A 26,005-nucleotide genomic window follows, 5' to 3' on the forward strand; every position below is an offset into this window, starting at 1 on the left:
CATGAGCTATCGCGAACTCGTCGTCGAACTGGCCCGTGAGCATGCGGAGGCGCTGTCCGACGCGCTGCTCGATCTGGGCGCGCTGTCGGTGTCCGTCGAGGACGCCGACGCCGACACGCCCGACGAACAGCCGCTCTTCGGCGAGCCGGGCCTCGTTCCCGAACGCACCGCGTGGCAGCACTCGCGCGTGATCGCGCTGCTGTCGCCCGATCACGATCCGGCCGTGCTGCTCGCGGCGGCCGCGAACGAGATCGGCGTCGCCGAGACGCCGAAGTTCGACGTACGCGAAGTCGAGGAACAGGACTGGGTGCGGCTCACGCAGTCGCAGTTCGAGCCGATTCCGATCGGCGAGCGGATCTGGGTCGTGCCGTCGTGGCACGACGCACCCGACCCCGACGCGCTGATCCTCGAACTCGACCCCGGCCTCGCTTTCGGCACGGGCAGCCACCCGACCACGCGCCTCTGCATGGAGTGGCTCGAACAGTCGGTGAAGCCCGGCCATTCCGTGCTCGACTACGGTTGCGGCTCGGGCATTCTCGCGATCCTCGCGAAGAAATGCGGGGCGAACCCCGTGGTCGGCATCGACATCGATCCGCAAGCGGTCGAATCGGCGCGGCAGAACAGCGAACGCAACCACGCGGAAGTCACGTACGGGCTGCCCGACGCATGCCCGGCCGGTGAGTTCGACATCGTCGTCGCCAACATCCTGTCGAACCCGCTGAAACTGATGGCGTCGATGCTCGCATCGAAGGTGAAACCGGGCGGGCGCATCGCACTGTCGGGCGTGCTCGCGCGCCAGGCGGACGAAGTCGCGGCCGTCTATGCGCGCTACGTCGACATCTCGGTCTGGCGCGAACACGAAGGTTGGGTATGCCTCGCCGGAACGCGGCGGGAAAGCCATTAGAATAGCGCTGTCCTTCACTCTGGCCAGCAGGCCGCCCGGCTCGACATGCTTCTTGCGACGCGCTGCCCTCATTGCGAAACCGTCTTCCGGCTGCAGCAGGAACAGCTCTCGCTGCATGATGGGCTCGTGCGCTGCGGACACTGCCATCAGGTCTTCAGCGCGTCGCAGTCGCTCGTTCCCGAGCCGGCGCTGACCGAAGCGGCACCGGCCGGGCCGGCCGCCGCCGTACCGCAACACGAAGCCGCGCCCGCGCGGCTCTTCGCCACCGACGCACCGGTCGAGCCGACGTCCGGTTCCGACTACCAGCCCGAAGGCTGGGACATGTGGGCGCCGTGGCTCGATGCCGGCGTCGACCCGTCCCTGCAGCACACCGTGCAGACCGTGCGCACCGAGCCGCTGGTTCCGCTCGCGCTGCCGGCCATGGACGCCGGCGTCGTCCACCTGTCCGGCACGCCTGCCCCGATCGCATCGGCTCCGGCCGAACTGCACGCCGTCGCGTCGGCCGAGCCGGATCGGGCGCAGCACGAATTCGACTCATCCGACACATCGCGGGCCACGCCACCCGCGGAACCCGACCTGCGCGAACCGCGCTTCGTCGCGCACAGGCCGTCGGCGGCCGACGCGGACGAACCTGTCGGCAACGCGCACTTCTCCGTACCCGACGACGAACGCGCACCGCGCGAACCGCGCTTCGCATTCATGCCGGCGCAAGCCGTCCCCGATCCCGGCGCCGACGCCGACGAGCGCGCCCCCGCACCGGCCGCGGCGGCCAGCGAAGCGGCCGTCCAACCGGCCGCGCCCTTCCCCGCCGCACTGGCCGACGACGATCGCCCGCACTTCGCCGTGACCCGCGAGACGCGCGCGCCACAGCGACGCGGGATGCTCGGCGGCTTTTTCGGCGGGCTCGTCGCCGCCGCGCTCGCGGTGCTGCTCGTCGCGCAACTCGCGTGGTGGCAGCGCGAAACCGTGATGATCTACTGGCCGGTCACGCAAGGCTGGTTCCGGCAGGCGTGCGCGCCGCTCGGCTGCACGGTCACGCCGCCGCGCGCGATCGACGGCCTGCGGCTCGACGCGGCCGACCTGCGCCAGCTCGACGGCCCGCGCGTGCTGGAGTTGAAGGTGCCGCTGACGAACCGCTACCGCGTCGCACTCGCCTACCCGTCGCTCGAGCTGACGCTGCTCGACGACACGAATCACGTGACCGTGCGCCGCGTGCTCGCGCCGCGCGACTACGTCCGCCCGGGCACCCCGATCGACGCCGGGCTGCCGCCGGGCACGACGCGGACGATGGTCGTCCGTCTCGACACGAACGGCGCGCCCGCCTCGAATTTCCGCGTCCAGATCTTCTATCCGTGACGCCCCGCGGCGCGCGCATGCGCGCCGTCTCAACCCGCGCGCCGCAGCGGCGCGCTATTTCGGAGCACGAACATGAGCAAAGTTACGCTGGGTGGCAACCCGATCGATCTCGCCGGCACGTTCCCGGCCGTCGGCTCGCAAGCCCCCGACTTCAAGCTGGTCGGCAAGGATCTCGCCGATCTGTCGCTTGCCAGCTTCGCCGGCAAGCGCAAGGTGCTGAACATCGTCCCGAGCCTCGACACGCCGACCTGCGCAACGTCGACCCGCAAGTTCAACGAAGCTGCGTCGTCGCTCGACAACACGGTCGTGATCGTCGTATCCGGCGACCTGCCGTTCGCCGCCACGCGCTTCTGCACGACCGAAGGCCTCGCAAACGTCGTGACGGCTTCGACGTTCCGCGGCGCCCGCGCGTTCGCGAACGCGTACGGCGTCGACGTGACGAGCGGCCCGCTGAACGGTCTGACTGCCCGCGCGGTCGTCGTGCTCGACGCGCAGGACAAGGTGATCCACGCGGAACTCGTCGGCGAGATCAAGGACGAGCCGAACTACGACGCAGCGCTCGCCGCACTGAAGTAACCCGCTGCCGCCCGGCGCTGCCGCGCGAGGCCCGACGGCCTCGGCGCACCGGCCGGGCGGCCGCTTCCTTTTGCTCTCTACAGGAACGCACGCCTTGACTACGCTGATTTGCGGCTCGCTCGCCTACGACAACATCATGACCTTCGAAGGCCGGTTTCGCGAGCACATCCTGCCCGACCAGGTTCACCTTTTGAACGTGAGCTTCCTCGTGCCGACGATGCGTCGCGAATTCGGCGGTTGCGCGGGGAACATCGCTTACGCGCTGCACACGCTCGGCGGCGACGCGCGCATCATGGCGACGGTCGGCGCGAACGACGCCGATCGCTATCTCGAGCGTCTCGACAGCCTCGGCCTGTCCAAGGCCAGCGTGCGCGTGGTGCCCGAGACGCACACCGCGCAGGCGATGATCACGACCGATCTCGAGAACAACCAGATCACCGCATTCCACCCGGGCGCGATGATGCAGTCGCACCTGAACCGCGCGGACGAGGTGTCGGGCGTGAAGCTCGGCATCGTCGCGCCGGACGGCTTCGACGGGATGGTCCAGCACGCCGAGCAATTCGCGAAGGCCGGCATCCCGTTCATCTTCGATCCGGGCCAGGGCCTGCCGCTGTTCGACGGTGCGACGCTGCGCCGCATCATTGAACTCGCGACCTTCGTCGCGGTCAACGACTACGAGGGCAAGCTCGTCAGCGACAAGACGGGCTGGTCCGAACAGGAAATCGCCAGCCGGGTTCAGGCGTTGATCATCACGCGCGGCGAGCACGGCTCCACCATTCTTCACAAAAACGGCGAAGAACAGATTCCGGTCGTGCAAGCCGAGCGTGTCGTCGATCCGACCGGCTGCGGCGACGCCTTCCGGGGCGGCCTGCTGTACGGCATCGAGTATGGCCTCGACTGGGCAACCACGGGCCGCCTCGCGAGCCTGATGGGCTCGATCAAGATCGCCCACCAGGGGCCTCAAACTTACGCATTGACGCGCGCCGAAATCGACGCGCGCTTCGAGGCTGCCTTCGGGTACAGTCTCAAATGAACATTGTGGGAGAGCAAAAATGTTGACCAAGAAAACCCTCACGCTTGCCGCCATGCTGACGGCCACGATGACGCTCGCGGGGTGCTTCACGGCACCGGGCTCGGCAGATGTCTATAGTGTTGGCCAGGCACAGCGCGAACAAACCGTTCGCATGGGCACGGTCGAAAGCGTCCGTGCCGTGCGCATCCAGTCCGATGGCGGCGGCAGCGCGATCGGCACGCTCGGTGGCGGTGCGCTCGGCGCGGTCGCGGGCAGTGCGATCGGCGGCGGCAAGGGGTCGATCCTGACGGCCATCGCGGGCGGTCTCGTCGGCGCGGTCGCGGGCAACGCGGTCGGCGAAAACCTCAGCACGGCGAACGGTGTCGAGATCACCGTGCGCCTCGACAACGGCGACCTGCGCTCGATCACGCAGGCGGCGAGCGGCGAAGTGTTCCGCGCCGGCGAGCGTGTGCGACTGCTGTCGAGCGGCGGTGTCACGCGCGTCACGCACTAACGAGCATCCTCAGCACGCGGCGCAAGCCGCGGTCGAACGCATGTGCGAAGCTGCACATGCGTTTTTTTCGTCCGTGCCCGGCAGCCGGTCGACACATCGACGAATACGGACGAAAAAAATCCCGCCACCTGAGCCAGATGGCGGGACCGATTGAGTAGCGCTACTCAACCCACGGACACCACGTGAGTGTCCGGGTGGTACTGTCAGCCGCGATTACGGACGGCTGCCGGTCGGGAACGGCCATGCCGCTGCCGGGTTGAGCGCGGTCTTCACGCCCGATGCCGGCGCGACCGATGCGGTCGACGCGGTGGTTGCCGGTGCAGCCTTCTTCACGACGGCCTTCTTCGGAGCAGCAGCCTTCTTCGCCGGTGCGGCAGCCTTCGGTGCGGCAGCCTTGGGAGCAGCGGCAGCCTTCTTCGCAGGCGCAGCCTTCTTGGCAGGGGCAGCCTTCTTCGCAGCGGCCTTCTTCGCAGGCGCAGCCTTCTTGGCGGCAGCCTTCTTCGCCGGCGCGGCCTTCTTCGCAGCGGCCTTCTTCGCCGGTGCTGCCTTCTTCGCAGCAACCTTCTTCACTGCGACCTTCTTGGCTGCAACCTTCTTCGCAGCGGCCTTCTTCGCCGGTGCTGCCTTCTTCGCGGCAACCTTCTTCACCGCGACTTTCTTCGCAGCGACCTTCTTGGCTGCAACCTTCTTCGTTGCGACCTTCTTTGCCGCGACCTTCTTCGCAGCAGCCTTCTTCGCCGGTGCTGCCTTCTTCGCGGCGACCTTCTTCACCGCGACCTTCTTCGCAGCAACCTTCTTCACCGCAGCGGCCTTCTTCGCCGGAGCAGCAGCCTTCTTCGCAACGGTCTTCTTGGCAGCGACCTTCTTAGCAGCCGGTTTTTTCTTGGCAGTAGCCATGTTGTTCTCCTTCAGGTTCAGATGAGAGTCAGTTCAAACTACACCCTTCGTCAAAACCCGCTTCCCGCGGACGCTGTTCAGGACGTGCGCTTCGAAGCGGGCTATTCATCGGCGTACGCGGATACCACGCGCTTACGCTAATGAATACGGTATGGCGCGCGTGACCCCATGGCCTCGCGCGCCAAATCAAGTCGGTAGCCGGCGCACCTCGCGCCGCTACCCCTAATCGCTTGATCAAGCGGACCGCCACACGGCCGCCCGCTTTTTCCGGAGGGAAGTTTGCCCATCCCACTGAAGGGTTCGCAAAGTGCCGATCATGTCGTTGGGCCGATAAGGCACCGGGCATGCTTTGCATCAGGCGTTCTTGCTCCTAAACCTTGGGCCGGGGCCGAGAGGCCGCCGGCTGCTCCATCATGTGACGGGTTCGCTGCTGCGGGTTATTCCCAGGACAGCGCACCGCCCGTCTGATACTCGATCACACGCGTCTCGAAGAAGTTGCGTTCCTTCTTCAGGTCGATCATCTCGCTCATCCACGGGAACGGGTTTTCCTCGTTCGGGAACAGCGGATCGAGGCCGATCTGCTGGCAACGACGGTTGCTGATGAAGCGCAGATAGCTCTTGAACATCGACGCGTTCAGACCCAGCACGCCGCGCGGCATCGTGTCTTCTGCGTAGCGGTATTCGAGTTCGACAGCCTGCTTGAACAGCTCGCGGATCTCGGCGCGGAATTCCGCGGTCCAGAGATGCGGGTTCTCGAGCTTGATCTGGTTGATCAGGTCGATGCCGAAATTGCAGTGCATCGACTCGTCACGCAGGATGTACTGATATTGCTCTGCAGCACCCGTCATCTTGTTCTGGCGGCCGAGTGCGAGGATCTGCGTGAAGCCGACATAGAAGAACAGGCCTTCCATGATGCAGGCGAACACGATCAGCGACTTCAGCAGCTTCTGATCCGCTTCGAGCGTGCCGGTCTTGAAGGCCGGGTCCGTCAGCGTGTGGATGAACGGGATCAGGAACTCGTCCTTCGCGCGGATCGACGTGACCTCGTGGTACGCGTTGAAGATCTCGCCTTCGTCGAGACCGAGCGATTCGACAATGTATTGATACGCGTGCGTGTGGATCGCTTCCTCGAACGCCTGGCGCAGCAGGAACTGCCGGCATTCGGGCGCCGTGATGTGGCGGTACGTGCCGAGGACGATGTTGTTCGCGGCGAGCGAATCGGCCGTCACGAAGAAACCGAGGTTGCGCTTGACGATGCGGCGCTCGTCCTCGGTCAGACCGTTCGGGTCCTTCCACAGTGCGATGTCGCGGGACATGTTGATTTCCTGCGGCATCCAGTGGTTCGCGCAACCCGCCAGATACTTTTCCCACGCCCACTTGTACTTGAACGGCACCAACTGATTGACGTCAGTCTGGCCGTTGATGATGCGCTTGTCGGCGACATTGACCCGCGCTTCCGAACCACCAGCGGGAACAGCCGATGCTTGCGGCGGCACCGCAAGATCGCCTTCGAAAATGTCGCGGACCTGATGGGCGGCAGGCGTTGCAGCCTGCAGTCCGACAGCCATCCCTGCGGAGGTGCGCATTGCGTTTTGCTGCGCTCCGCTCGCGGGGGTTACGGCAGTCTTCTCGTCATCCCAGTTGAGCATAAATTCTCACCATCAATTTAGAACGGTTTGTACCATCTTTTCCTGAGCGATAAAAGGGTTCGCTCACGAAAAATCCTTTTTTCGATTCGCGTTGCGACCTCGATACAACACTTTGAGCAACGCATCGTCGTTCATGCAGAGCGCGACGCGTGTCACGCATGTACCGCAAGGTGCGCTCGACGCATCGAACGCTGATCGAAACGCGACGTCGTCGGGGATGCTTCGATCGCTTGTCACTGCCTGCAACGCAAGTGCCGCGTTACAGATTCCTTATCATTTTTTTAGTTGAGAGCGGCGCACACTTCAACCTCGATCGGTTGCCGTGCGCGCCGCCCGAACCTTCTTCAGGTCATGCGCGCCGCGTTACTGGCAGGCTTCGCACTCGTCGAAGCCCGGGTCGCCCGGACGCATCGTGCACACCGGACCGTCTGCTTCGACCGGCGTCAGCGCCGGTGCAGCATTGACCGCGCCCGACGATGCATCGCCGCCCGCCGCACCGAAGCCGCCTGCCGCGCCTTGCGCGCCGCCGCTGCTCGAGCCGCCGCTCGTCGGCACTGCGTTCAGCGCGCCGTGTGCGACCGTCGACTTCTCGACGTGCGTCGCCGCCATCGTGCGGAGGTAGTAGGTCGTCTTCAGACCGCGCAGCCATGCAAGCTTGTAGACCTCGTCGAGCTTCTTGCCCGACGCGCCGCCCATGTAGATGTTCAGCGACTGCGCCTGGTCGATCCACTTCTGACGACGCGACGCCGCTTCGACCAGCCACGTCGGGTCGACTTCGAACGCCGTCGCGTAGATCGCGCGCAGGTCGGCCGGGATGCGGTCGATGCGCGACAGCATGCCGTCGAAGTACTTCAGGTCGGCGACCATCACTTCGTCCCACAGGCCGCGTTCCTTCAGGTCGCGAACGAGGTACTCGTTGACCACCGTGAATTCGCCCGACAGGTTCGACTTCACGTACAGGTTCTGGAAGGTCGGCTCGATGCATGCCGACACGCCGATGATGTTCGAGATCGTCGCCGTCGGCGCGATCGCGACGCAGTTCGAGTTGCGCATGCCGTGCGCGGCGATCCGCGAACGCAGCGTCGTCCAGTCGAGCGACTCGGACGTGTCGACCTCGACATAGCCGCCGCGCGCTTCCGTCAGCAGCTTCAGCGTGTCCTGCGGGAGGATGCCGCGATCCCACAGCGAGCCGCGGTAGCTCGAGTAACGGCCGCGTTCCTCGGCCAGCTCGGTCGACGCGTAGTACGCGTAGTAGCAGACCGCTTCCATCGAACGATCGGCGAACTCGACGGCCGCTTCCGACGCGTACGGCGTGCGCAGCAGGTGCAGGCAGTCCTGGAAGCCCATGATGCCCATGCCGACCGGACGGTGCTTCAGGTTCGAGTTACGCGCCTTCGGCACCGCGTAGTAGTTGATATCGATCACGTTGTCGAGCATGCGCATCGCGACGCTGATCGTGCGCTTCAGCTTGTCGTGGTCGAGCGCGTAGCTGCCGTCGGCCTGCTTCACCAGGTGGGCGACGAGGTTCACCGAGCCCAGGTTGCACACCGCGATTTCGGTGTCGCTCGTGTTCAGCGTGATTTCCGTGCACAGGTTCGACGAATGGACGACACCGACGTGCTGTTGCGGCGAGCGCACGTTGCACGGATCCTTGAACGTGATCCACGGGTGGCCGGTTTCGAACAGCATGCCGAGCATCTTGCGCCAGAGTTGCTGCGCCGGGATCTTCTTGAACAGCTTGATCTCGCCGCGCGCGACCTTGTCTTCGTAAGCCGTGTAAGCCTTCTCGAACTCCGCGCCGAACTTGTCGTGCAGATCCGGGCAGGTCGACGGCGAGAACAGCGTCCAGTCGGCACCTTCCATCACGCGCTTCATGAACAGGTCGGGAATCCAGTTCGCCGTGTTCATGTCGTGCGTACGGCGGCGGTCGTCGCCCGTGTTCTTGCGCAGCTCGAGGAATTCCTCGATGTCGAGGTGCCACGATTCCAGGTACGCGCACACCGCGCCCTTGCGCTTGCCGCCCTGGTTGACCGCGACGGCCGTGTCGTTGACGACCTTCAGGAACGGGACCACGCCTTGCGACTTGCCGTTCGTGCCCTTGATATGCGAGCCGAGTGCGCGCACGCGGGTCCAGTCGTTGCCGAGACCGCCGGCGAACTTCGACAGCAGCGCGTTTTCCTTCAGCGCTTCATAGATGCCGTCGAGGTCGTCCGCGACCGTCGTCAGGTAGCACGACGACAGCTGCGAGCGGTGGGTGCCCGAGTTGAACAGCGTCGGCGTCGAGCTCATGAAGTCGAAGCTCGACAGCACGTTGTAGAACTCGATCGCGCGCGTTTCGCGGTCGATCTCGTTCAGCGACAGGCCCATCGCGACGCGCATGAAGAATGCCTGCGGCATTTCGATGCGCGAGCCGTCGACGTGCAGGAAGTAGCGGTCGTACAGCGTCTGCAGGCCGAGGTAGCCGAATTGCAGATCGCGGTTCGCGTCGAGCGCTTCGCCCAGGCGCTTCAGGTCGAACTGCAGCAGCTTGTCGTCGAGCAGGCCGGCGTCGACGCCGCGCTTCAGGAACTGCGGGAAGTATTCGGCGTAGCGGGCCGACATCTCGGCCTGGACCACTTCCTCGCCGAGAATCTCGCGACGGATCGTGTGCAGCAGGATGCGGGCCGTGACCTGGCTGTATGCCGGATCCTTTTCGATCATCGTGCGCGCAGCGAGGATCGCCGAGTCGTAGACCTGGCTCATCGGCACGCCGTCGTACAGGTTCTTCACCGTTTCCGCGACGATCGGGTCAGGGTTAACCGCAGCGCCGAGGCCGTCGCACGCCGACACGATCAACGCACGCAGCGCGTTCATGTCCAGCGGACGCGTGACGCCGTTGTCGACGACGTTGATGCCGGTGCTCGCCTCGCCGCTCGCCGCCGCTGCTTCCTCGCCCGCATGCTGGCGCTCGAGGTGACGCTTCTCGCGATACAGCACGTACGCACGCGCGACGTTGTGCTCGCCGCCGCGCATCAGCGCGAGTTCGACCTGGTCCTGGATGTCTTCGATATGGAACGTACCGCCGTTCGGACGGCTGCGCACGAGCGCGCGCACGACGTTGTGCGTCAGCTGCTCGACGAGTTCGCGTACGCGCGCCGATGCCGCGCCCTGCCCGCCGTTGACGGCCAGGAAAGCCTTGGTCACCGCAATCGCGATCTTCGAAGGCTCGAACGACACCACGCTGCCGTTGCGGCGGATCACCTTGTAGTCGGCGAACGTGGCCTGCGGCGCGAGCGCCTGTGCGCCCTGTTCGGTCCCGCCGAGCGGACGGCTCGAGGCGCTCTCGTACTGGGACGTCGCGTTGTCGGTGGTTTGCATGTGCAAAGCTCCTGGTGTTGGATGGTGCGGAGAGAACCGCGGATTAAAACGAACGCTGCGCAATGGCGTGCGCGAGCGGTAAGAGGCGAGCGATGCGTCGGGGAAGCCGGTTCGGTCGATGCGCGACAACCGTTCCGGTCGTGTGCTTCGTCATGTGTACCCTGCCCCGTCGAAGTTCGCTGCGCTTGATCGCGACGCCCGGACCGCCCGGCCTGGCGCGCCGCCCTGAGAACCCTGTCCGCCGGCGTTGCCCGCCGGCCGGTGCCGCTCGGGTTTCCCCTGCGACACACACTATATCTAGTACAGAACCGCTCAACTGGCACCAAGTATAGTGGACATTCGGACGAGGTCAAAACGGATAATTTGCGATGGAGGTCTTGACATCGCTCGCGCGCAGACACGACAAGGCATTGGTCGGAGAAAAAACTTTCCCCGACCAAAAAACCCTGCGCTCAGTGCTGACGGAAAGGAAAGTATTCGGCGGAAAAGCCGGCATCGCCTGCGAAGCGTTGCCAATCGAAGTGCGGCCCCGGGTCGGTCTTGCGGCCCGGCGCGACGTCGGAATGCCCGGCTACCGCATCGATCGGATAGCGCGCGGCAAGCGTGCGCGCGAGCACGCCGAGCGTCGCGTACTGCGCCGCGTCGAACGGCACGTCGTCCGCGCCTTCGAGCTCGATGCCGATCGAGAAGTCGTTGCAGCGCGGCCGGCCGAAGAACTCGGACGCGCCCGCATGCCATGCACGCTCGTCGCACGACACGAACTGCACGAGCTCGCCGTCGCGACGGATCAGGAAATGCGCGGACACGCGCACACCGCGCAGATGGCTCTGGTAATAGGGGTGCGCATCGCAATCGAGGCGATTCAGGAACAGCGCCTCGATCGCGTCGCCGCCGAACTCGCCGGGCGGCAGGCTGATGTTGTGGACGACGACGAGCGTCGGCACCGCGCCCGCGGGCCGCGCCTCGAAATTCGGCGACGGCGCGTGGCGCGCTTCGCGCACCCAGCCGTGCGCGTCGACCGACAGCAGCGCTGCGTCGCTCATCGGGCGTCGCGGCCGCTCGCGTGTGCGCCGTGGCGCTGCGCGTGCTCGGTGCTGCAGAAGTAATCGCCACCCGCGGCGACGGCGTCGCCCTTCGGCGTATGCACGCCGCATTCGGCGCAGCGCACCATCGGTTCGGGCAGCGAGCGCGCATCGCCGTTCGGGCGTGCCGTCCCGGCGCCGGCGGAACCGGGCGCGCCGTCGAAGCCGCCACCGCGGCCGTTGCGCGCCTGCGCGTGCTCCTGGGCCTGGCGCAGCTTGCGCGTGAGCCAGGAACCCGCGAAGAAGAGAAGGATCAGGAGAAGAATCTGTCGCATCGGAAACCTGCGTTCAAACCACGGAGCGGTGCAGCAGCACCTCGAAAACGAACCGGCTGCCGACATACGCGAGCAGCAGCGCGGCGAACGACACGAGCACCCAGCGCGCGGCGCCGCGCCCACGCCAGCCCGACGTCTTGTGGGCGACCAGCAGGCCGCCGAACATCAGCCACGACAGCACCGCGAACACGGTCTTGTGATCGAGCCGCAGCGCGCGCGCATCGACCTGCTCGCTGAACAGGATCCCCGACGCGAGCGTCAGCGTCAGCAGCACGAAGCCGGCGCCGATCAGGCGGAACAGCAGCTTCTCGAGCGTGAGCAGCGGCGGCAGCGTTTCGAGCCAGCTCGCGATCCAGCCGGTCGAGCCGTCGCGCCCGCCGCTCCTCAGCGACTGCAGGCGCCGCTCGACCATCAGCATCAAGACCGCGTGCAGCGCGGCGATCGCGAAAAGGCCGTACGCGATGTTCGCGATCAGGAAGTGCATCTTGAACAACGGCGCTGCGGCATAAGGCAGCACCCGCACGCCGCCGAACACGAGCGGCAGCAGCGACGCGCCGCACGCGAGAGGCAGCACCAGCAGGCGCAGACTGTCGAGCGGGAAGAAGAAGCTCTCGATCCAGTAGATGCCGGCGCCGAGCCAGAACATCGCCGACAACGCGAACGCGAAGCCGAAGATCATCGCGTCGTGCGGAAAAATCGTCATGTGCAGCAGCACGCCGTGCGCGACGAGCGCCGCGAACAGCAGCGCGCGGCCGGCTCCGCTCATCCCCGACGCGGCGGACGCCGGAACCGGCACGGCCGGCACGCTCGCGACGAGCGAGGTCGCGCCCTGGCGGTGCGTGCGCCAGCCTGCGACGGCGAGGCCGCCGTACAGGAATGCGGTGAGGGCATACAGTACAATATCCATGTTCGAAGTTTACACTAGGCCCCCTTCCCGCGACGGCTCCCTTTGTTCGGTTCCGTTGCGCCTTCGGGCCCCACTGTCCATCGCTCCCCATGCTCGACAATCTCACTCAACGGATGGCGCGCGTCGTCAAGACGCTGCGCGGCGAGGCCCGGCTCACCGAGGCGAACACCCAGGAGATGCTCCGCGAGGTGCGTCTCGCGCTGCTGGAAGCCGACGTCGCACTGCCCGTCGTCCGCGAATTCATCGCCAAGGTCAAGGAAAAGGCGCTCGGCGAGGAAGTGATCAGCAGCCTGTCGCCGGGTCAGGCGCTCGTCGGCGTGGTCCAGAAGGAACTGACCGCCGTGATCGGCGGCGACTACGAAGGCAAGGCCGCCGAGCTGAACCTCGCCGTCACGCCGCCCGCCGTGATCCTGATGGCCGGCCTGCAGGGCGCCGGCAAGACGACGACCGTCGGCAAGCTCGCGAAGCTGCTGCGCGAGAAGTACAAGAAGAAGGTGCTGACGGTGTCGTGCGACGTGTATCGCCCGGCCGCCATCATGCAGCTGAAAACGGTGAGCGAACAGGTCGGCGCCGATTTCTTCCCGTCGACGCCGGACCAGAAGCCCGTCGACATCGCACTCGCGGCCGTCGACTGGGCGAAGCGCCACTACCATGACGTGCTGATCGTCGACACGGCCGGCCGCCTCGGTATCGACGAGGCGATGATGCAGGAAATCGCGGCGCTGCACGGCACGCTGAAGCCGGCCGAAACGCTGTTCGTCGTCGACGCGATGCTCGGTCAGGACGCGGTCAATACCGCGAAGGCGTTCAACGACACGCTGCCGCTCACCGGTGTCGTGCTGACCAAGCTCGACGGCGATTCGCGCGGCGGTGCCGCGCTGTCGGTGCGCCACATCACCGGCAAGCCGATCAAGTTCGTCGGCGTCGCCGAGAAGCTCGACGGCCTCGAGGTGTTCCACCCGGACCGGATGGCGAACCGGATCCTCGGCATGGGCGACATCCTCGCGCTCGTCGAGGAAGCCCAGCGCGGCGTCGACGTGCAGGCCGCGCAGAAGCTCGCCGACAAGGTGAAGAAAGGCGGCGACTTCGACCTGAACGATTTCCGCGCGCAGATCTCGCAGATGAAAAACATGGGCGGCCTGTCGTCGCTGATGGACAAGCTGCCCGCGCAGTTCCAGCAGGCGGCGGCCGGCGCCGACATGGGCCAGGCCGAGAAGCAGATCCGCCGCATGGAAGGGATCATCAGCTCGATGACGCCCGCCGAGCGCGCGAAACCCGAAATCATCAAGGCGACGCGCAAGCGCCGCATTGCAGCCGGCGCGGGCGTGCCGGTGCAGGAAGTCAACCGGATGCTGAACCAGTACGACCAGATGCGTACGATGATGAAGAAGCTGAAGGGCGGCAACATGCAGAAGATGATGCGCGGCCTGAAGGGCATGATGCCCGGCATGCGCTGATTCCGCCCGTCGGTCGGCGCGCGGGTTTTTGCCGTAGCGCGCGCCGGCCGTTCTGCTTCATCCTTATTTGTATACCGACTGCCCGCCAGAACACATGAACCGCGAAGAAGCCCTCCACATTTTCGACCACTCCGAAGAGATCGTCTCGGCCGATGCCGTCAACGCATCGATCGCCCGGATGGCCGACGCGATCCGCGCCGACATCGGCGACGCGTTCCCGCTCGTGCTCTCGGTGATGGGTGGCGCCGCGGTGTTTACCGGGATGCTGCTGCCGCATCTCGATTTCCCGCTGGAATTCGACTACATCCACCTGACCCGCTACCGCAACACGACGCAGGGCAGCCCGGAGATGCACTGGCGCGTCGCGCCGCGCGAATCGGTGAAGGACCGGATCGTGCTCGTGCTCGACGACATCCTCGACGAAGGCGAGACGATGGCGGCGATCCGCGACCGCATCCTCGACATGGGCGCGAAGCGCTTCATGTCCGCCGTGTTGTGCGAGAAGACACTCACCAAGGCGAAACCGCTGCACCCCGACTTTTGCGGCTTCTCGGTGCCGGACCGCTACGTGTTCGGCTGCGGGATGGACGCAAAGGGCTACTGGCGCAATCTGCCGACGATCCGCGCGCTGACCGCGAACGTCTGACCGCCCTGCCCGCCACAAAGAAAAGCGGCGCTCCGGTTTCCCGGAGCGCCGCTTTTTTGCGTCGGCACGCGCCGCGCCGCCCGCGCTACAGCTGGTGCACGAACGCCCGGATGCCGGCCAGCAGCATCTCGACCGAGATCGCGACGAGCACCAAACCCATCAGCCGCTCGAATGCAGCGACGGTTCGCTCGCCGAGCCACTGCTGGATCCGTTCGGCCAGCACCAGCGTGATCGCGCAGACGATCATCGTGACCGTCAGCGCGCCGACCCACTCGAACATCTTGCCCGGCGCCTGCGACGTCAGCAGCATCACCGTCGCGAGCGCGGACGGCCCGGCAAGCGCCGGAATCGCGAGCGGCACGATGAACGGCTCGCCGCCTGCGCGCGGATCGGTGCCGAGCGCGCCGTCCGGATGCGGGAAGATCATCCGCAGTGCGATCAGGAACAGCACGATCCCGCCGCCAAGCCGCAGCGACAGGTCGGTGAGGCTCATCATCCGCAGGAAGCGGTCGCCGACCACCATGAAGAACAGCAGGATCACGAACGCGATCCCCACTTCACGCAGGATCAGCTTCACGCGCCGCTCGCGCGGCACGTCCCGCATCGCCGTGATGAACAGCGGGATGTTGCCGAGCGGATCCGTGATCAGCACGAGGAGCACGGTGGCCGACAGGAAGGTGTATTCCACCGTGTTCCCCGGTTGCAGCGCTTAGCGCACGAGCGCGGCGCGGATCTTCTCCGTCACCGTCGCCGCGGCTGCGTCGGCCGGAAGCAGCGTTGCTTCGGCGTCGCGGCGGCCCTGATACTCGATCTTGCCCTCCTTCAGGCCACGCTCGCCGATCACCAGGCGGTGCGGCACGCCGATCAGTTCCCAGTCGGCGAACATCACGCCCGGGCGCTCTCCGCGATCGTCGAGGATCACGTCGATGCCGGCGGCGGCCAGTTCCGCGTACAGCTTGTCGGCCGCCTCGCGAACCATGTCGCTGCGATCGTAGCCCATCGGGCACAGCACGACCTCGAACGGGGCGATGGACTCGGGCCAGATGATGCCGCGGTCGTCGAAGTTCTGTTCGATCGCCGCACCGAGAATGCGCGTGACGCCGACGCCGTAGCAGCCCATCAGCATCGGCTGCGGCTTGCCCGATTCGTCGAGGAACGTCGCGCCCATCGCTTCCGAGTACTTGGTGCCGAGCTGGAACACGTGGCCGACTTCGATGCCGCGGCAGATGTCGATCTCGCCCTTGCCATCCGGCGACGGATCGCCCTTCTTCACGTTGCGCACGTCGGCGACGTCCGGCTCCGGCAAGTCGCGGCCCCAGTTCACGCCCGCGATGTGATAGTCGACCTCGTTCGCGCCGACGACGAAATCGCTCATGTTCGCGACCGTGCGATCGGCGATCACCTTCACCGGCTTCTTCGTGCCGACCGGGCCGAGATAGCCCGGCGGCGTGCCGAACCATTCGACGATTTCCTGCTCGGTCGCGAAGCGGTGGTTCTTCAGCCCCGGCAGCTTCGACACCTTGATCTCGTTCAGATCGTGGTCGCCGCGCAGCATCACGAGCCAGATGGTCGGCTCGGCGCCTTCGTTGTCGGTAGCGAGCACGATCGACTTGATCGTGCGCTCGAGCGGGATCGCCAGCAGTTCGGCGACGGCTTCGCACTTCGCCTTGCCGGGCGTCGCGACCTTCTCCATCGCTTCGGCCGGTGCGGCGCGCGCGGGCGTCAGCGGCAGCGCTTCGGCCGCTTCGACGTTCGCCGCGAAGTCGGATGTCGGGCAGTAGGCGATCGCGTCCTCGCCGGTATCGGCGATCACGTGGAACTCGTGCGAGAAGTTGCCGCCGATCGATCCGCTATCGGCCGCGACCGCGCGGAACTCGAGGCCGAGGCGCGTGAAGATGCGCACGTATGCGTCATACATCTTGCGATACGACTCGTTCAGGCCGGCCGCGTCCTTGTCGAACGAATACGCGTCCTTCATGATGAATTCGCGTCCGCGCATCACGCCGAAGCGCGGACGAATCTCGTCGCGGAACTTCGTCTGGATCTGATAGAAGTTCACCGGCATCTGCCGGTAGCTCTTGATCTGGTTGCGCGCGATGTCGGTGACGACCTCCTCGTGCGTCGGCCCGATCACGAAGTCGTTGTCCTTGCGGTCCTTGAAGCGCAGCAGCTCGGGGCCGTACTGTTCCCAGCGTCCCGATTCCTGCCACAGCTCGGCCGGTTGCACGGCCGGCATCAGCAGCTCGATGGCGCCTGCCCGGTTCATTTCCTCGCGCACGATCGCCTCGACCTTGCGAATCGAACGCAGGCCGACCGGCAGGTAGTTGTAGATGCCGCCGGCGACGCGACGGATCATGCCGGCGCGCACCATCAGCTTGTGGCTGACGATCTCTGCGTCGGCCGGTGCTTCTTTGAGGGTGCCGATAAAGAAACGGGAAGCTTTCATGCGGACGGTTCCAAATACGGCGCCCCAGGCGGGGCGCCCGAAAAAGTTTCAAGGTGAAAAAGCTGCGCGCGACGAACGACGATGGCGCAGATGACGTAGCAGACTAATCAGGGACAATTCAGCCGGTGCACCCCGCGCGGATTCGCTCCGTCACGGTGCGCAGCGCCCGTTATCTGTTTATAATCAAAGCAATTTTAAAGGATTCGAAGGTGGTTGTATGCTGGATCGTGAAGGCTTTCGCCCGAACGTCGGCATCATCCTCTTGAACGCGCGCAACGAGGTGTTTTGGGGCAAACGGCTCCGCGAGCATTCCTGGCAGTTTCCTCAAGGTGGGATCAAGTACGGCGAGACCCCCATGCAGGCGATGTACCGGGAACTGCACGAGGAGACGGGCCTGCACCCGGAACACGTCAAGATAATCGGCCGCACCCGCGACTGGTTGCGTTACGAGGTGCCTGACAAGTTCATCAAACGCGAAGTACGCGGCCATTACCGCGGCCAGAAGCAGATCTGGTTCCTGCTGCGGATGGTCGGACGCGATTGCGACATTTGCTTGCGCGCGACCGATCATCCGGAGTTCGATGCGTGGCGCTGGAACGAGTATTGGGTGCCGCTCGATGCGGTGATCGAGTTCAAGCGGGATGTCTATCAGTTGGCGCTGACGGAACTGTCGCGCTTCCTGCGCCGCCCGGCGCAGCGAGCCGAAAAGCCGCGTGGGCCGCGTCCGTCGCGCTATCCGCGCGTCATCGGTGCGCAGGTCCAGCAGACGCTGACGATTGTCGACACATCGGTAGTCTGTTCGGAGATTGAAGTGGAGGCGAGCACGCTCGACGAGATGCCGCCCCGCGAGATCGTCGGCAAATGACGAGTCGGACTGCATGACCGGGCGCGACCTTGTGTCGCGCCCTTTTTTTACGAGGAATGCATATTGAAAGCGATTGCTCTCGCGCTCGCATCGATTGTCGCGGCGGCCACGCTGGCCGGTTGCGCGAATTCGAAGACGCCGACCAACAAGGATGACAGCGAGTTCGTGTACCTGCTGGACCGCCAGGGCAACTGGAAGGAAAACCCGGTCGACACGCTGCCGCCGCTTCCGCAAGCGGGCGACCTGCTGCCGTTCAACGTCTCGCAGAACACGCCGCTCAAGTTCTCCGTCGATGCGAAGTCGCTCGCGGTCGGCACCGACGGCGTCGTGCGCTATGCGGTCGTCATCACGAGCCCTGCCGGCGCACGCAACGTGAACTACGAAGGCATCCGCTGCGACACGTACGAATGGCGTCAGTATGCGGGCCTGAATTCGGACCACGACGGCTGGGACCGCACGGTCGAGAACGACTGGCGTCGCATCGAGAACGGCGAGCTGAACGCGTACCACTCGGCGCTGTATCAGGACTACTTCTGCTCGAACAAGATGCCACAGGGTACGACCCAGCAGATTCTCGAGAACATCCGGTTCCACCGCACCGCCATGAGCCAGCTGCGCTGACGATGCGACGCAGGGCGCCGGCCCGGCCCTGCCTCGCCAGTCGCAACAAAAAGCCCGCATAACGCGGGCTTTTTCAGTGTCTCGCGACGCCTTGGCCGAATGATTACACGAGCACGAGGTTGTCGCGGTGAATCAGCTCCGGTTCCAGCATGTAGCCAAGCACCGCCTCGATCTCGCCGCTCGGCTTGCGGTGAATGAGCTTCGTTTCCGCGCTGCTGTAGTTCGTGAGACCGCGCGCCACTTCGCGTCCGTCGGGGCCGACACATGCGATCACCTCGCCGCGCGCGAATGCACCCTGCACGCCGATCACGCCGATCGGCAGCAGGCTCTTGCCGCCGGCCGTCAGCTTTTCGACCGCGCCGGCGTCGATCACGACGTGCCCGCGTACCTGCAGATGATCGGCCATCCATTGCTTGCGCGCAGCCATCCGCGCGGTGCGCGCAATCAACTGCGTGCCGATCGCCTCGCCTGCCGCCAGCCGCACCAGCACGTCGGCTTCGCGGCCGCTCGCGATCACGGTGTTCGCGCCGCTGTGCGCTGCGCGCTTCGCCGCGAGGATCTTCGTCAGCATTCCACCGCGGCCGAGGCTCGAGCCGGCTCCGCCCGCCATCGCCTCGAGTTCCGGTGCGCCCGCACTGGCTTCCGCGACCAGCGTCGCGTTCGGATCCTTGCGCGGATCGGCGGTGAACAGCCCGGACTGATCGGTCAGGATGATCAGCGCATCGCCTTCGATCAGGTTCGCGACCAGCGCGCCGAGCGTGTCGTTGTCGCCGAACTTGATTTCGTCGGTGACGACCGTGTCATTCTCGTTGATGATCGGCACGACGCCGAGCCGCAACAGCGTGAGCAGCGTCGAGCGCGCATTCAGGTAGCGTTCGCGATCGGCAAGGTCGGCATGTGTCAGCAGGATCTGCGCCGTGCGGATATCGTGCTCGGTAAAGCGGCTTTCGTAGACTTGCGCGAGCCCCATCTGGCCAACCGCGGCGGCGGCCTGCAGCTCGTCGATCTCGCGCGGACGCTTGCTCCAGCCGAGCCGCTGCATCCCTTCAGCGATCGCGCCCGAACTGACGAGCACCACTTCCTTGCCCTGCGCGCGCAGCGCGGCGATCTGGGCCGCCCAGCGGCCGATCGCAGCATGATCGAGCCCCTTGCCGTCGTTGGTTACGAGGCTCGAGCCCACCTTCACCACCAATCGCTTCGAATCCGCGATGATCGAACGCATCGTGCGCTGTCTCCTGTATCTGATGCCGGCCCGACCGGGCGCGATTAAATTCCGGCACCAGGCGCGACGCCCGGTGCGTTCCGGCCCCGCTCAGGCGTCGTCGCCGGGCGTCGCGCCGCCATCGGCGGGCGGCGCATCGCGGAATCGCACGTCCGCGGCCAGGTCTTCCTCTTCCGCCGCGCGATGCGCGTCGGAATGCTCCGCGAGGTAGTCGTAGATCGCGTAGCACAGCGCTTCGCAGCCCTGACCCGTGAGCGCCGAAATCTCGAACACCGGGCCGTCCCAGCCGAAACGGTCGAGGAAATCGGCGACGCGCGCCTCGCGCTCGTCTTCCGGCACCATGTCGAGCTTGTTGAGGACGAGCCAACGCGGCTTCTCGTAGAGCGCCTCGTCGTACTTGCGCAGTTCGCCGACGATCGCAGTTGCTTCCGCGACCGGATCGACGCTTTCGTCGAACGGAGCCAAATCGACGAGATGCAGCAGCACACCGGTGCGCTGCAGGTGTCGCAGGAACTGGTGGCCGAGGCCCGCGCCTTCGGCGGCACCTTCGATCAGCCCCGGGATATCGGCAATCACGAAGCTCTTGCTCGGGCCGACACGCACGACGCCGAGGTTCGGCGCGAGCGTCGTGAACGGATAGTCGGCGATCTTCGGCTTCGCGTTCGACACCGACGAGATGAAGGTCGACTTGCCGGCGTTCGGCATGCCGAGCAGACCGACGTCGGCGAGGACCTTCAGTTCGAGCCTCAGCATGCGCCGTTCGCCCGGCTTGCCGTCGGTTTTCTGGCGCGGCGCGCGGTTCGTGCTCGACTTGAAATGCAGGTTGCCGAGGCCGCCTGCGCCGCCCTTCGCGAGCATCACCTGCTGATCGTGCTCGGTCAGGTCGGCGATCAACTCGCCCGTGTCCATGTCCGTCACGACCGTGCCGACCGGCATGCGCAGCGTGACGTCGTCACCGCCCTTGCCGTAGCAATCGGATCCGCGACCATTTTCGCCATTGCGCGCCAGGTGCTTCTTCGCGTAACGGTAGTCGATCAGCGTGTTGATGTTGCGGTCGGCGATCGCGTAGACGTTGCCGCCCCGGCCGCCGTCGCCGCCGTCCGGCCCGCCGAACGGGACGAATTTCTCGCGGCGCATCGACGCGCTGCCATCGCCTCCGTCGCCGGCGATGACTTCGATTCGTGCTTCGTCAATGAACTTCATTCGTCACTCCGACCAGTATTTCCGCTATTGTGCCGCGCGCCGGCGCGCTTGAACAATCTGCCGTTCGGCCGATTGCCCGCCGTTTCGCGACGGCCGCCGGCGCGCACAATGCGCCCGGCGGCCAAATAAAAAAAGGCCCCGCCAAGACTGCGGGGCCTTTCGGCTACGAAGCCCGTGGGTGCCTGAACTTAGGCAGCCGCCGGGACGACGATGACCAGATGCTTCTTGTCCGCGCCCTTGGTCGCGAACTTGACGTGACCGTCGACCAGCGCGAACAGGGTGTGATCCTTGCCCATGCCGACGTTCTCGCCAGCATGCATGCGCGTGCCGCGCTGACGCACGATGATGCCGCCAGCGTTGATCGCCTGGCCGCCGTACACTTTCACGCCGAGACGTTTCGACTCGGAGTCGCGGCCGTTCCGGGAAGAGCCGCCTGCCTTTTTGTGTGCCATCTGATTGCTCCTTTACCGAGGCGCTTACGCGTTGATCGCGTCGATGCGCAGCTCAGTGTAGTTCTGGCGGTGGCCGCCGTGCTTTTGGTAGTGCTTCCGGCGACGCATCTTGAAGATGGTGACCTTGGCATGACGACCGTGCGACACAACGGTGGCCTTGACGGAAGCCCCACTGACCAGCGGCGTACCGAACTTAATCGATTCGCCTTCGCCCACTGCGAGAACCTGGTCGAGCGTGATTTCAGCGTCAATGTCAGCCGGTATCTGTTCTACTTTGAGTTTTTCGCCAACGGCAACCTTGTACTGCTTGCCGCCGGTTTTTATGACCGCGTACATTGAGAACCTCACTCTGGATCCAATTTTTCCGCACACCACGCGCGGAAAACACGTGATTATACATGGGGTTAGCACCCAAGTCAAAGCGGATCCACGATTGCCTCGCGCGAGCCCTGGCCAGACGGCCAAAATCACGGTGCCGGCACGTCGGACAGACCGGGATATCGCGGATTCGACTTATAATCCGCGGCATCACCCATTTCGATCATCATGTCGTCGTCCACCGCCTCCCCCACCCTCAGCGCCGCCCACCTGCTCGCCCCGATCGCCAGCGACATGGAGCAGGTGAATCGCGTTATCCGGCAAAGTCTCGCGTCCGACGTGCTGCTGATCAACCAGATCGCCGAGTACATCATCGGCGCGGGCGGCAAGCGGCTTCGTCCGGCCCTGCTGTTGCTCGTCGCCGGTGCGCTCGGCGAGACGTCGCACCAGCGGCACGTGCTGGCCGCCGTCGTCGAGTTCATCCACACTGCCACGCTGCTGCATGACGACGTCGTCGACGAATCCGAACTGCGGCGCGGCCGCCAGACGGCCAACGCACTGTTCGGCAACGCGGCGAGCGTGCTGGTCGGCGACTACCTCTATTCGCGCTCGTTCGAAATGATGGTCGGCGTCGGCAAGATGCGCGTGATGGAAATCCTGTCGGAAGCGACGACGATCATCTCCGAAGGCGAGGTGCTGCAGCTTCTGAACATGCACGACGCGGACGTCGACGAGTCGCGCTACATGCAGGTGATCCGCTACAAGACGGCGAAGCTGTTCGAGGCATCGGCCCGCCTGGGCGCGGTGCTCGCCGGCGCCGATGCGCCGACCGAAGCCGCCGCGGCCGAATACGGCCGCCGGATCGGCACCGCGTTCCAGATCATGGACGACTGGCTCGACTACGCGGGCACGGCCGAAGCGATGGGCAAGAATGCCGGCGACGATCTGCGCGAAGGCAAACCGACGCTCCCGCTCATCTATCTGATCGAACGCGGCACGCCCGAACAGTCGGCGCTCGCGCGCGAGGCGATCGAACAAGGCGGCACCGATCGCTTCGATACGATTTTCGACGCGATCACGCGTTCGGGCGCGCTCGACCATACGCTCGAATGTGCGCGTCAGGAAGCTCAGGCCGCCGCGGCCGCGATCGCGGCGTTCCCGGATTCGATCTACAAGGAAAGCCTGCTCGCGCTGTGCTCGTACTCGACGTCGCGGCAGTCGTAAGCGCGCCGCGAAGGGAACGCGATACCCTGCCTCGAAAAATTTCTTCGACAAGGTATTCCCTTTTAGAAAAAACATCGTTATAGTTACGTTCTTGCTTGAGACGACGCAGCGATCTTCACGAAGACGCCGGAGTCGGAAGAGCAAAAAATCGGGGTGTAGCTTAGCCTGGTAGAGCGCTACGTTCGGGACGTAGAGGCCGGAGGTTCGAATCCTCTCACCCCGACCAGATTTGAAAAAACCGTGCACCATGTGCACGGTTTTTTTTTGCCTTCCTTTTCCCGGTCGCACGGGCCCGATGCCGCGTGCGACACATCCCGGCCGCCGGCCTCTGCTATATTCCCCCCATCCCTGTCCTTCACTGCCCCTCTGACGCGTGGACCAAATTCCCTTATGGGCGCAAATCGGCGCCGTTTTCCTGCTTCTCCTCTGCTCCAGCTTCTTTTCCATTTCCGAGACCGCGATGATGGCGCTCAACCGCCATCGGCTGAAGCACCTCGCCGGCCAGGGCGTGCTCGGCGCGAAAACCACGCAGGGTCTTCTCACGCGCACCGACCTGCTGCTCAGCGTGATCCTGATCGGCAACAACCTGTTCAACACGATCATCCCGGTTCTGACCACCTCGCTCGCGCTGCACACGTTCGGCCGTAACAATCTCGCACTGTCGATCGCGACCGGCATCGTCGCGTTCCTGATCATCGTGTTCGCAGAAATCGCGCCGAAGATCGTCGGCGCGACCTTTCCCGAGCGCATCGCGCTGCCCGCCAGTCTCGTGATCGCGCCGCTGATGCGCGTGTTCAAGCCGGTTGTCTGGTTCGTCAACGCGCTCGCGAACGGCGTGCTCTGGGTGCTGCGCATCAACACGAAGAAGGGCCGTGACCAGCGGATGTCGGCCGATGAGCTGCGCGCAATCGTGCTCGAATCGAGCAGCTTCATGCCGACCAAGCACCGCAGCATCCTGCTCAACCTGTTCGATCTCGAGAACATCACCGTCGACGACGTGATGGTGCCGCGCCGGCAAATCGAATCGCTCAACTTCCATGCGCCGCTCGACGACATCCTGCATCAGCTCGAGACCTGCTATCACAACCGTCTGGTCGTGTACGAAGGTGACATCGATAAAGTGCTCGGCGTGCTGCACGTTCGGAAGACACTCGCCGCACTGCACAACCAGGATTTCGACCGCGAAACGTTGCGCACGCTGCTCGCCGAGCCGTACTACGTGCCGTCGGGCACGCCGGTCGTCCAGCAGCTCCAGTATTTCCAGGAAAGCCGGCAGCGAACCGCGCTCGTCGTCAACGAATACGGAGAACTCGAGGGGCTCGTCACGCCCGAGGACATCATCGAGGAACTGATCGGCGAATTCACGACGTCGATGCCGCATGGGGAACGCGCAGGCGGCTGGGACCAGAACGGCGAATGTATCGTCGCCGCCAGCATGCCGCTGCGCGAACTGAACCGCTGGCTGCACCTGCAACTGCCAACCGACGGACCAAAGACACTGAATGGCCTGATCCTCGAAATCCTCGAGGAAATTCCCGAAGGCGACGTGTGCCTGAGAATCCGTGGCGTGATGCTCGAGGTCATGCGCAGTGACGACCAGGCCGTACGCACCGTCAAGCTCTTCAAGCCGCGCACCGCGCGCACGCGCGCCGCGCGCTAGCCGAACAGCCGACTGTCGGCGCCGCTCGCGATACGCGACCATTTGCAGGTCACGATCAACAGGCGGCCGAGCGCCGGCTCACATGCACTTCCAACCTCCCGGGGCGCCGCCGCGCACGCAGCGGCCGCCTGCCTCCCTCGACGCATCGCCCGCTGAAACGCCCCGGTCGCTCGATGCGGCGCAGCTCGACGACTCGCCCGCCGTACGGTTGCTGACCGAGACGTTGCACGCCGCCCGCGTGCGCGACGCGTCCGACATCCACGTCGAGCCGTTCGAAGGAGGCTGGCGCATCCGCCTGCGCATCGACGGCGTCCTGCATGAACACGTGCGGCCGCCAGCTCATCTGCGCGACGCACTCGTGACACGGATCAAGGTGCTCGCCCGCATGGACATCGCCGAGCGCCGGCTTCCGCAAGACGGCCGGCTGCGCATCGCGGTCGACGGCGGCATGCGAGGCGACTACCGGGTCAGCTCGCTGCCCACGCTGTTCGGCGAGAAGCTCGTGTTGCGCCGCCTGGAAATGTTGCCGCCCGACCTCACGCTCGCGCGCCTCGGCTTCGACGCGCGGCAGGCCGCGGCGATGGAGGCCGCGATTCGCGCGCCGCACGGTCTCGTGCTCGTCACCGGGCCGACCGGAAGTGGCAAGACGCTGTCGCTCTACTGCGCGCTGCAGATGCTCGACCGCGATGCGCACAACGTGTGCACGGTCGAGGATCCGGCCGAGATTCAGCTCGATGGCATCAACCAGGTCGGCGTGGCCGAAAAAGCCGGGCTCACGTTCGCCACTGCGCTGCGCGCGCTGCTGCGGCAGGACCCGGACGTCATCATGGTCGGCGAGATTCGCGATGCGGAGACGGCCGACGTCGCGATCAAGGCCGCGCAGACCGGGCACCTCGTGCTGTCGACGCTGCACACGAACGACGCGCCGACAGCCGTCGCGCGACTGCTCGACATCGGCGTCGCACCATACAACCTGGCGGCCGCATTGCGCCTCGTCACCGCGCAACGCCTCGTTCGGCGCCTGTGCACCGTCTGCCGCGCCCGCTCGGATGCATCGGCACGCGCGCTGCGCGAAGCAGGCTGCGATTCGGCCGCACTGGAATCCGGATGGCGTCCGTTCATCGCGCGCGGCTGTGCCACCTGTCACGGCATCGGTTATCGCGGCCGGATCGGCCTGCATCAGACGATGCCGGTTTCACCGGCAATGGCGGAGCACATCGTCGCGCGCGCAAGCGTCGGCACGCTCGCGCAATGCGCAGCATCCGAGGGTGTATGCAGTCTGCGCGACGCGGCACTCGCGCACGTCCGCGACGGCACGACGAGCATCGCGGAAGCGCTGGCCGCGACGCCTGACGCGTGATC

The 26,005-nt window shown here is 65.4% G+C and carries 25 protein-coding genes and 1 tRNA gene; 13 read left to right on the top strand and 13 right to left on the bottom strand.

Annotated features, from left to right (window positions below; translation table 11 throughout):
* Window position 1 precedes the first annotated feature (1 nt).
* From prmA to ACV22W_RS18830, 5 genes are all read left to right on the top strand, one after another.
* The gene (prmA, locus tag ACV22W_RS18810) at window positions 2-904 is read left to right on the top strand and encodes a 50S ribosomal protein L11 methyltransferase (RefSeq protein ID WP_448020970.1); all 903 of its coding nucleotides are present in this window, start codon (window positions 2-4) and stop codon (window positions 902-904) included.
* 45 nt (window positions 905-949) lie between these two features.
* Complete coding sequence (locus tag ACV22W_RS18815; RefSeq protein ID WP_448020972.1) at window positions 950-2,260, top strand: zinc-ribbon and DUF3426 domain-containing protein; 1,311 nt, start codon at window positions 950-952, stop codon at window positions 2,258-2,260.
* A gap of 72 nt (window positions 2,261-2,332) precedes the next feature.
* Window positions 2,333-2,836, top strand: coding sequence for a thiol peroxidase (tpx, locus tag ACV22W_RS18820; RefSeq protein ID WP_059535219.1), 504 nt, complete (start codon window positions 2,333-2,335; stop codon window positions 2,834-2,836).
* Window positions 2,837-2,930: 94 nt separating this feature from the next.
* Window positions 2,931-3,869, top strand: coding sequence for a carbohydrate kinase family protein (locus ACV22W_RS18825; RefSeq protein WP_448020973.1), 939 nt, complete (start codon window positions 2,931-2,933; stop codon window positions 3,867-3,869).
* Between the two features lie 19 nt (window positions 3,870-3,888).
* Entirely contained in the window at window positions 3,889-4,362 is a 474-nt protein-coding gene (locus ACV22W_RS18830; RefSeq protein ID WP_448020974.1) for a glycine zipper 2TM domain-containing protein, read from the top strand.
* Between the two features lie 213 nt (window positions 4,363-4,575).
* Here ACV22W_RS18830 and ACV22W_RS18835 read toward each other — a convergent pair whose 3' ends face one another.
* From ACV22W_RS18835 to ACV22W_RS18865, 7 genes are all read right to left on the bottom strand, one after another.
* Window positions 4,576-5,259 carry a histone H1-like DNA-binding protein gene (locus ACV22W_RS18835; protein WP_059451920.1) on the bottom strand — a complete coding sequence of 228 codons (684 nt, stop codon included), beginning with the start codon at window positions 5,257-5,259 and terminating at the stop codon, window positions 4,576-4,578.
* Between the two features lie 28 nt (window positions 5,260-5,287).
* Entirely contained in the window at window positions 5,288-5,614 is a 327-nt protein-coding gene (locus ACV22W_RS18840; RefSeq protein WP_082721943.1) for a hypothetical protein, read from the bottom strand.
* Window positions 5,615-5,696: 82 nt separating this feature from the next.
* Window positions 5,697-6,908 carry a ribonucleotide-diphosphate reductase subunit beta gene (locus tag ACV22W_RS18845; RefSeq protein WP_059535212.1) on the bottom strand — a complete coding sequence of 404 codons (1,212 nt, stop codon included), beginning with the start codon at window positions 6,906-6,908 and terminating at the stop codon, window positions 5,697-5,699.
* A gap of 363 nt (window positions 6,909-7,271) precedes the next feature.
* On the bottom strand, window positions 7,272-10,265 hold the full coding sequence (locus ACV22W_RS18850; RefSeq protein ID WP_448020976.1) for a ribonucleoside-diphosphate reductase subunit alpha: 2,994 nt from the start codon (window positions 10,263-10,265) through the stop codon (window positions 7,272-7,274).
* Between the two features lie 452 nt (window positions 10,266-10,717).
* On the bottom strand, window positions 10,718-11,308 hold the full coding sequence (ampD, locus tag ACV22W_RS18855; protein WP_059608190.1) for a 1,6-anhydro-N-acetylmuramyl-L-alanine amidase AmpD: 591 nt from the start codon (window positions 11,306-11,308) through the stop codon (window positions 10,718-10,720).
* Window positions 11,305-11,622 (bottom strand): PP0621 family protein, encoded by a 318-nt coding sequence (locus ACV22W_RS18860; RefSeq protein WP_448020978.1) that lies wholly within the window; start codon window positions 11,620-11,622, stop codon window positions 11,305-11,307. The genes ampD and ACV22W_RS18860 overlap by 4 nt, the downstream gene beginning before the upstream one ends.
* Before the next feature lie 13 nt (window positions 11,623-11,635).
* Window positions 11,636-12,529, bottom strand: a complete 894-nt coding sequence (locus ACV22W_RS18865) for a cytochrome C assembly family protein (protein WP_448020980.1) — start codon at window positions 12,527-12,529, stop codon at window positions 11,636-11,638.
* Between the two features lie 89 nt (window positions 12,530-12,618).
* Between ACV22W_RS18865 and ffh the strand changes: the two genes are divergently transcribed.
* Window positions 12,619-13,986, top strand: coding sequence for a signal recognition particle protein (gene ffh, locus ACV22W_RS18870; protein ID WP_448020982.1), 1,368 nt, complete (start codon window positions 12,619-12,621; stop codon window positions 13,984-13,986).
* A 94-nt stretch (window positions 13,987-14,080) separates the two neighbouring features.
* The gene (locus tag ACV22W_RS18875; RefSeq protein WP_059535202.1) at window positions 14,081-14,632 is read left to right on the top strand and encodes a hypoxanthine-guanine phosphoribosyltransferase; all 552 of its coding nucleotides are present in this window, start codon (window positions 14,081-14,083) and stop codon (window positions 14,630-14,632) included.
* Window positions 14,633-14,717: 85 nt separating this feature from the next.
* On the opposite strand, the gene ACV22W_RS18880 is transcribed toward ACV22W_RS18875, so the two are convergent.
* Window positions 14,718-15,320, bottom strand: coding sequence for a MarC family protein (locus ACV22W_RS18880; RefSeq protein WP_105834688.1), 603 nt, complete (start codon window positions 15,318-15,320; stop codon window positions 14,718-14,720).
* A 21-nt stretch (window positions 15,321-15,341) separates the two neighbouring features.
* Window positions 15,342-17,078: a proline--tRNA ligase gene (locus ACV22W_RS18885; protein WP_448020984.1), complete on the bottom strand. Its 1,737-nt coding sequence runs from the start codon at window positions 17,076-17,078 to the stop codon at window positions 15,342-15,344.
* A gap of 217 nt (window positions 17,079-17,295) precedes the next feature.
* On the opposite strand from ACV22W_RS18885, the gene ACV22W_RS18890 reads away from it, so the two are divergent.
* Both ACV22W_RS18890 and ACV22W_RS18895 read left to right on the top strand, forming a co-directional pair.
* Window positions 17,296-17,943 carry an RNA pyrophosphohydrolase gene (locus ACV22W_RS18890; RefSeq protein ID WP_059510973.1) on the top strand — a complete coding sequence of 216 codons (648 nt, stop codon included), beginning with the start codon at window positions 17,296-17,298 and terminating at the stop codon, window positions 17,941-17,943.
* A gap of 63 nt (window positions 17,944-18,006) precedes the next feature.
* Window positions 18,007-18,564 carry a CNP1-like family protein gene (locus ACV22W_RS18895; protein ID WP_059465329.1) on the top strand — a complete coding sequence of 186 codons (558 nt, stop codon included), beginning with the start codon at window positions 18,007-18,009 and terminating at the stop codon, window positions 18,562-18,564.
* 103 nt (window positions 18,565-18,667) lie between these two features.
* Here ACV22W_RS18895 and proB read toward each other — a convergent pair whose 3' ends face one another.
* The 4 genes from proB to rplU all read right to left on the bottom strand — a co-directional run bounded on the left by proB (window position 18,668) and on the right by rplU (window position 21,777).
* Complete coding sequence (gene proB, locus ACV22W_RS18900) at window positions 18,668-19,786, bottom strand: glutamate 5-kinase (protein ID WP_059681797.1); 1,119 nt, start codon at window positions 19,784-19,786, stop codon at window positions 18,668-18,670.
* A 90-nt stretch (window positions 19,787-19,876) separates the two neighbouring features.
* Entirely contained in the window at window positions 19,877-20,989 is a 1,113-nt protein-coding gene (gene cgtA, locus ACV22W_RS18905; RefSeq protein ID WP_059535195.1) for an Obg family GTPase CgtA, read from the bottom strand.
* A 188-nt stretch (window positions 20,990-21,177) separates the two neighbouring features.
* Window positions 21,178-21,441 carry a 50S ribosomal protein L27 gene (rpmA, locus tag ACV22W_RS18910; protein ID WP_006476999.1) on the bottom strand — a complete coding sequence of 88 codons (264 nt, stop codon included), beginning with the start codon at window positions 21,439-21,441 and terminating at the stop codon, window positions 21,178-21,180.
* Between the two features lie 24 nt (window positions 21,442-21,465).
* Complete coding sequence (rplU, locus tag ACV22W_RS18915) at window positions 21,466-21,777, bottom strand: 50S ribosomal protein L21 (RefSeq protein ID WP_006025184.1); 312 nt, start codon at window positions 21,775-21,777, stop codon at window positions 21,466-21,468.
* A gap of 210 nt (window positions 21,778-21,987) precedes the next feature.
* Here rplU and ACV22W_RS18920 point away from each other — a divergent pair, with 210 nt between their 5' ends.
* The 4 genes from ACV22W_RS18920 (at window position 21,988) to ACV22W_RS18935 (ending at window position 26,003) form a co-directional block, all read left to right on the top strand.
* Window positions 21,988-22,983 (top strand): polyprenyl synthetase family protein, encoded by a 996-nt coding sequence (locus tag ACV22W_RS18920; protein WP_059451907.1) that lies wholly within the window; start codon window positions 21,988-21,990, stop codon window positions 22,981-22,983.
* Window positions 22,984-23,132: 149 nt separating this feature from the next.
* Window positions 23,133-23,209 (top strand) — tRNA-Pro (locus ACV22W_RS18925).
* A gap of 147 nt (window positions 23,210-23,356) precedes the next feature.
* Complete coding sequence (locus tag ACV22W_RS18930; protein WP_448020987.1) at window positions 23,357-24,643, top strand: HlyC/CorC family transporter; 1,287 nt, start codon at window positions 23,357-23,359, stop codon at window positions 24,641-24,643.
* Window positions 24,644-24,725: 82 nt separating this feature from the next.
* Window positions 24,726-26,003, top strand: a complete 1,278-nt coding sequence (locus ACV22W_RS18935; RefSeq protein WP_448020988.1) for a GspE/PulE family protein — start codon at window positions 24,726-24,728, stop codon at window positions 26,001-26,003.
* Window positions 26,004-26,005: the final 2 nt, after the last annotated feature.

The sequence above is a fragment of the Burkholderia sp. AW49-1 genome (assembly GCF_053427845.1).

Excerpts from the sequence above, each read along its gene's own strand:
- prmA (WP_448020970.1), top strand. The coding sequence starts at position 2 with ATGAGCTATCGCGAACTCGTCGTCGAACTGGCCCGTGAGCATGCGGAG.
- ACV22W_RS18815 (WP_448020972.1), top strand. The coding sequence starts at position 950 with ATGCTTCTTGCGACGCGCTGCCCTCATTGCGAAACCGTCTTCCGGCTG.
- tpx (WP_059535219.1), top strand. The coding sequence starts at position 2,333 with ATGAGCAAAGTTACGCTGGGTGGCAACCCGATCGATCTCGCCGGCACG.
- ACV22W_RS18830 (WP_448020974.1), top strand. The coding sequence starts at position 3,889 with ATGTTGACCAAGAAAACCCTCACGCTTGCCGCCATGCTGACGGCCACG.
- ACV22W_RS18835 (WP_059451920.1), bottom strand. The coding sequence starts at position 5,259 with ATGGCTACTGCCAAGAAAAAACCGGCTGCTAAGAAGGTCGCTGCCAAG.
- ACV22W_RS18840 (WP_082721943.1), bottom strand. The coding sequence starts at position 5,614 with ATGCAAAGCATGCCCGGTGCCTTATCGGCCCAACGACATGATCGGCAC.
- ACV22W_RS18845 (WP_059535212.1), bottom strand. The coding sequence starts at position 6,908 with ATGCTCAACTGGGATGACGAGAAGACTGCCGTAACCCCCGCGAGCGGA.
- ACV22W_RS18850 (WP_448020976.1), bottom strand. The coding sequence starts at position 10,265 with ATGCAAACCACCGACAACGCGACGTCCCAGTACGAGAGCGCCTCGAGC.
- ampD (WP_059608190.1), bottom strand. The coding sequence starts at position 11,308 with ATGAGCGACGCAGCGCTGCTGTCGGTCGACGCGCACGGCTGGGTGCGC.
- ACV22W_RS18860 (WP_448020978.1), bottom strand. The coding sequence starts at position 11,622 with ATGCGACAGATTCTTCTCCTGATCCTTCTCTTCTTCGCGGGTTCCTGG.
- ACV22W_RS18865 (WP_448020980.1), bottom strand. The coding sequence starts at position 12,529 with ATGGATATTGTACTGTATGCCCTCACCGCATTCCTGTACGGCGGCCTC.
- ffh (WP_448020982.1), top strand. The coding sequence starts at position 12,619 with ATGCTCGACAATCTCACTCAACGGATGGCGCGCGTCGTCAAGACGCTG.
- ACV22W_RS18875 (WP_059535202.1), top strand. The coding sequence starts at position 14,081 with ATGAACCGCGAAGAAGCCCTCCACATTTTCGACCACTCCGAAGAGATC.
- ACV22W_RS18885 (WP_448020984.1), bottom strand. The coding sequence starts at position 17,078 with ATGAAAGCTTCCCGTTTCTTTATCGGCACCCTCAAAGAAGCACCGGCC.
- ACV22W_RS18890 (WP_059510973.1), top strand. The coding sequence starts at position 17,296 with ATGCTGGATCGTGAAGGCTTTCGCCCGAACGTCGGCATCATCCTCTTG.
- proB (WP_059681797.1), bottom strand. The coding sequence starts at position 19,786 with ATGCGTTCGATCATCGCGGATTCGAAGCGATTGGTGGTGAAGGTGGGC.
- cgtA (WP_059535195.1), bottom strand. The coding sequence starts at position 20,989 with ATGAAGTTCATTGACGAAGCACGAATCGAAGTCATCGCCGGCGACGGA.
- rpmA (WP_006476999.1), bottom strand. The coding sequence starts at position 21,441 with ATGGCACACAAAAAGGCAGGCGGCTCTTCCCGGAACGGCCGCGACTCC.
- rplU (WP_006025184.1), bottom strand. The coding sequence starts at position 21,777 with ATGTACGCGGTCATAAAAACCGGCGGCAAGCAGTACAAGGTTGCCGTT.
- ACV22W_RS18920 (WP_059451907.1), top strand. The coding sequence starts at position 21,988 with ATGTCGTCGTCCACCGCCTCCCCCACCCTCAGCGCCGCCCACCTGCTC.
- ACV22W_RS18935 (WP_448020988.1), top strand. The coding sequence starts at position 24,726 with ATGCACTTCCAACCTCCCGGGGCGCCGCCGCGCACGCAGCGGCCGCCT.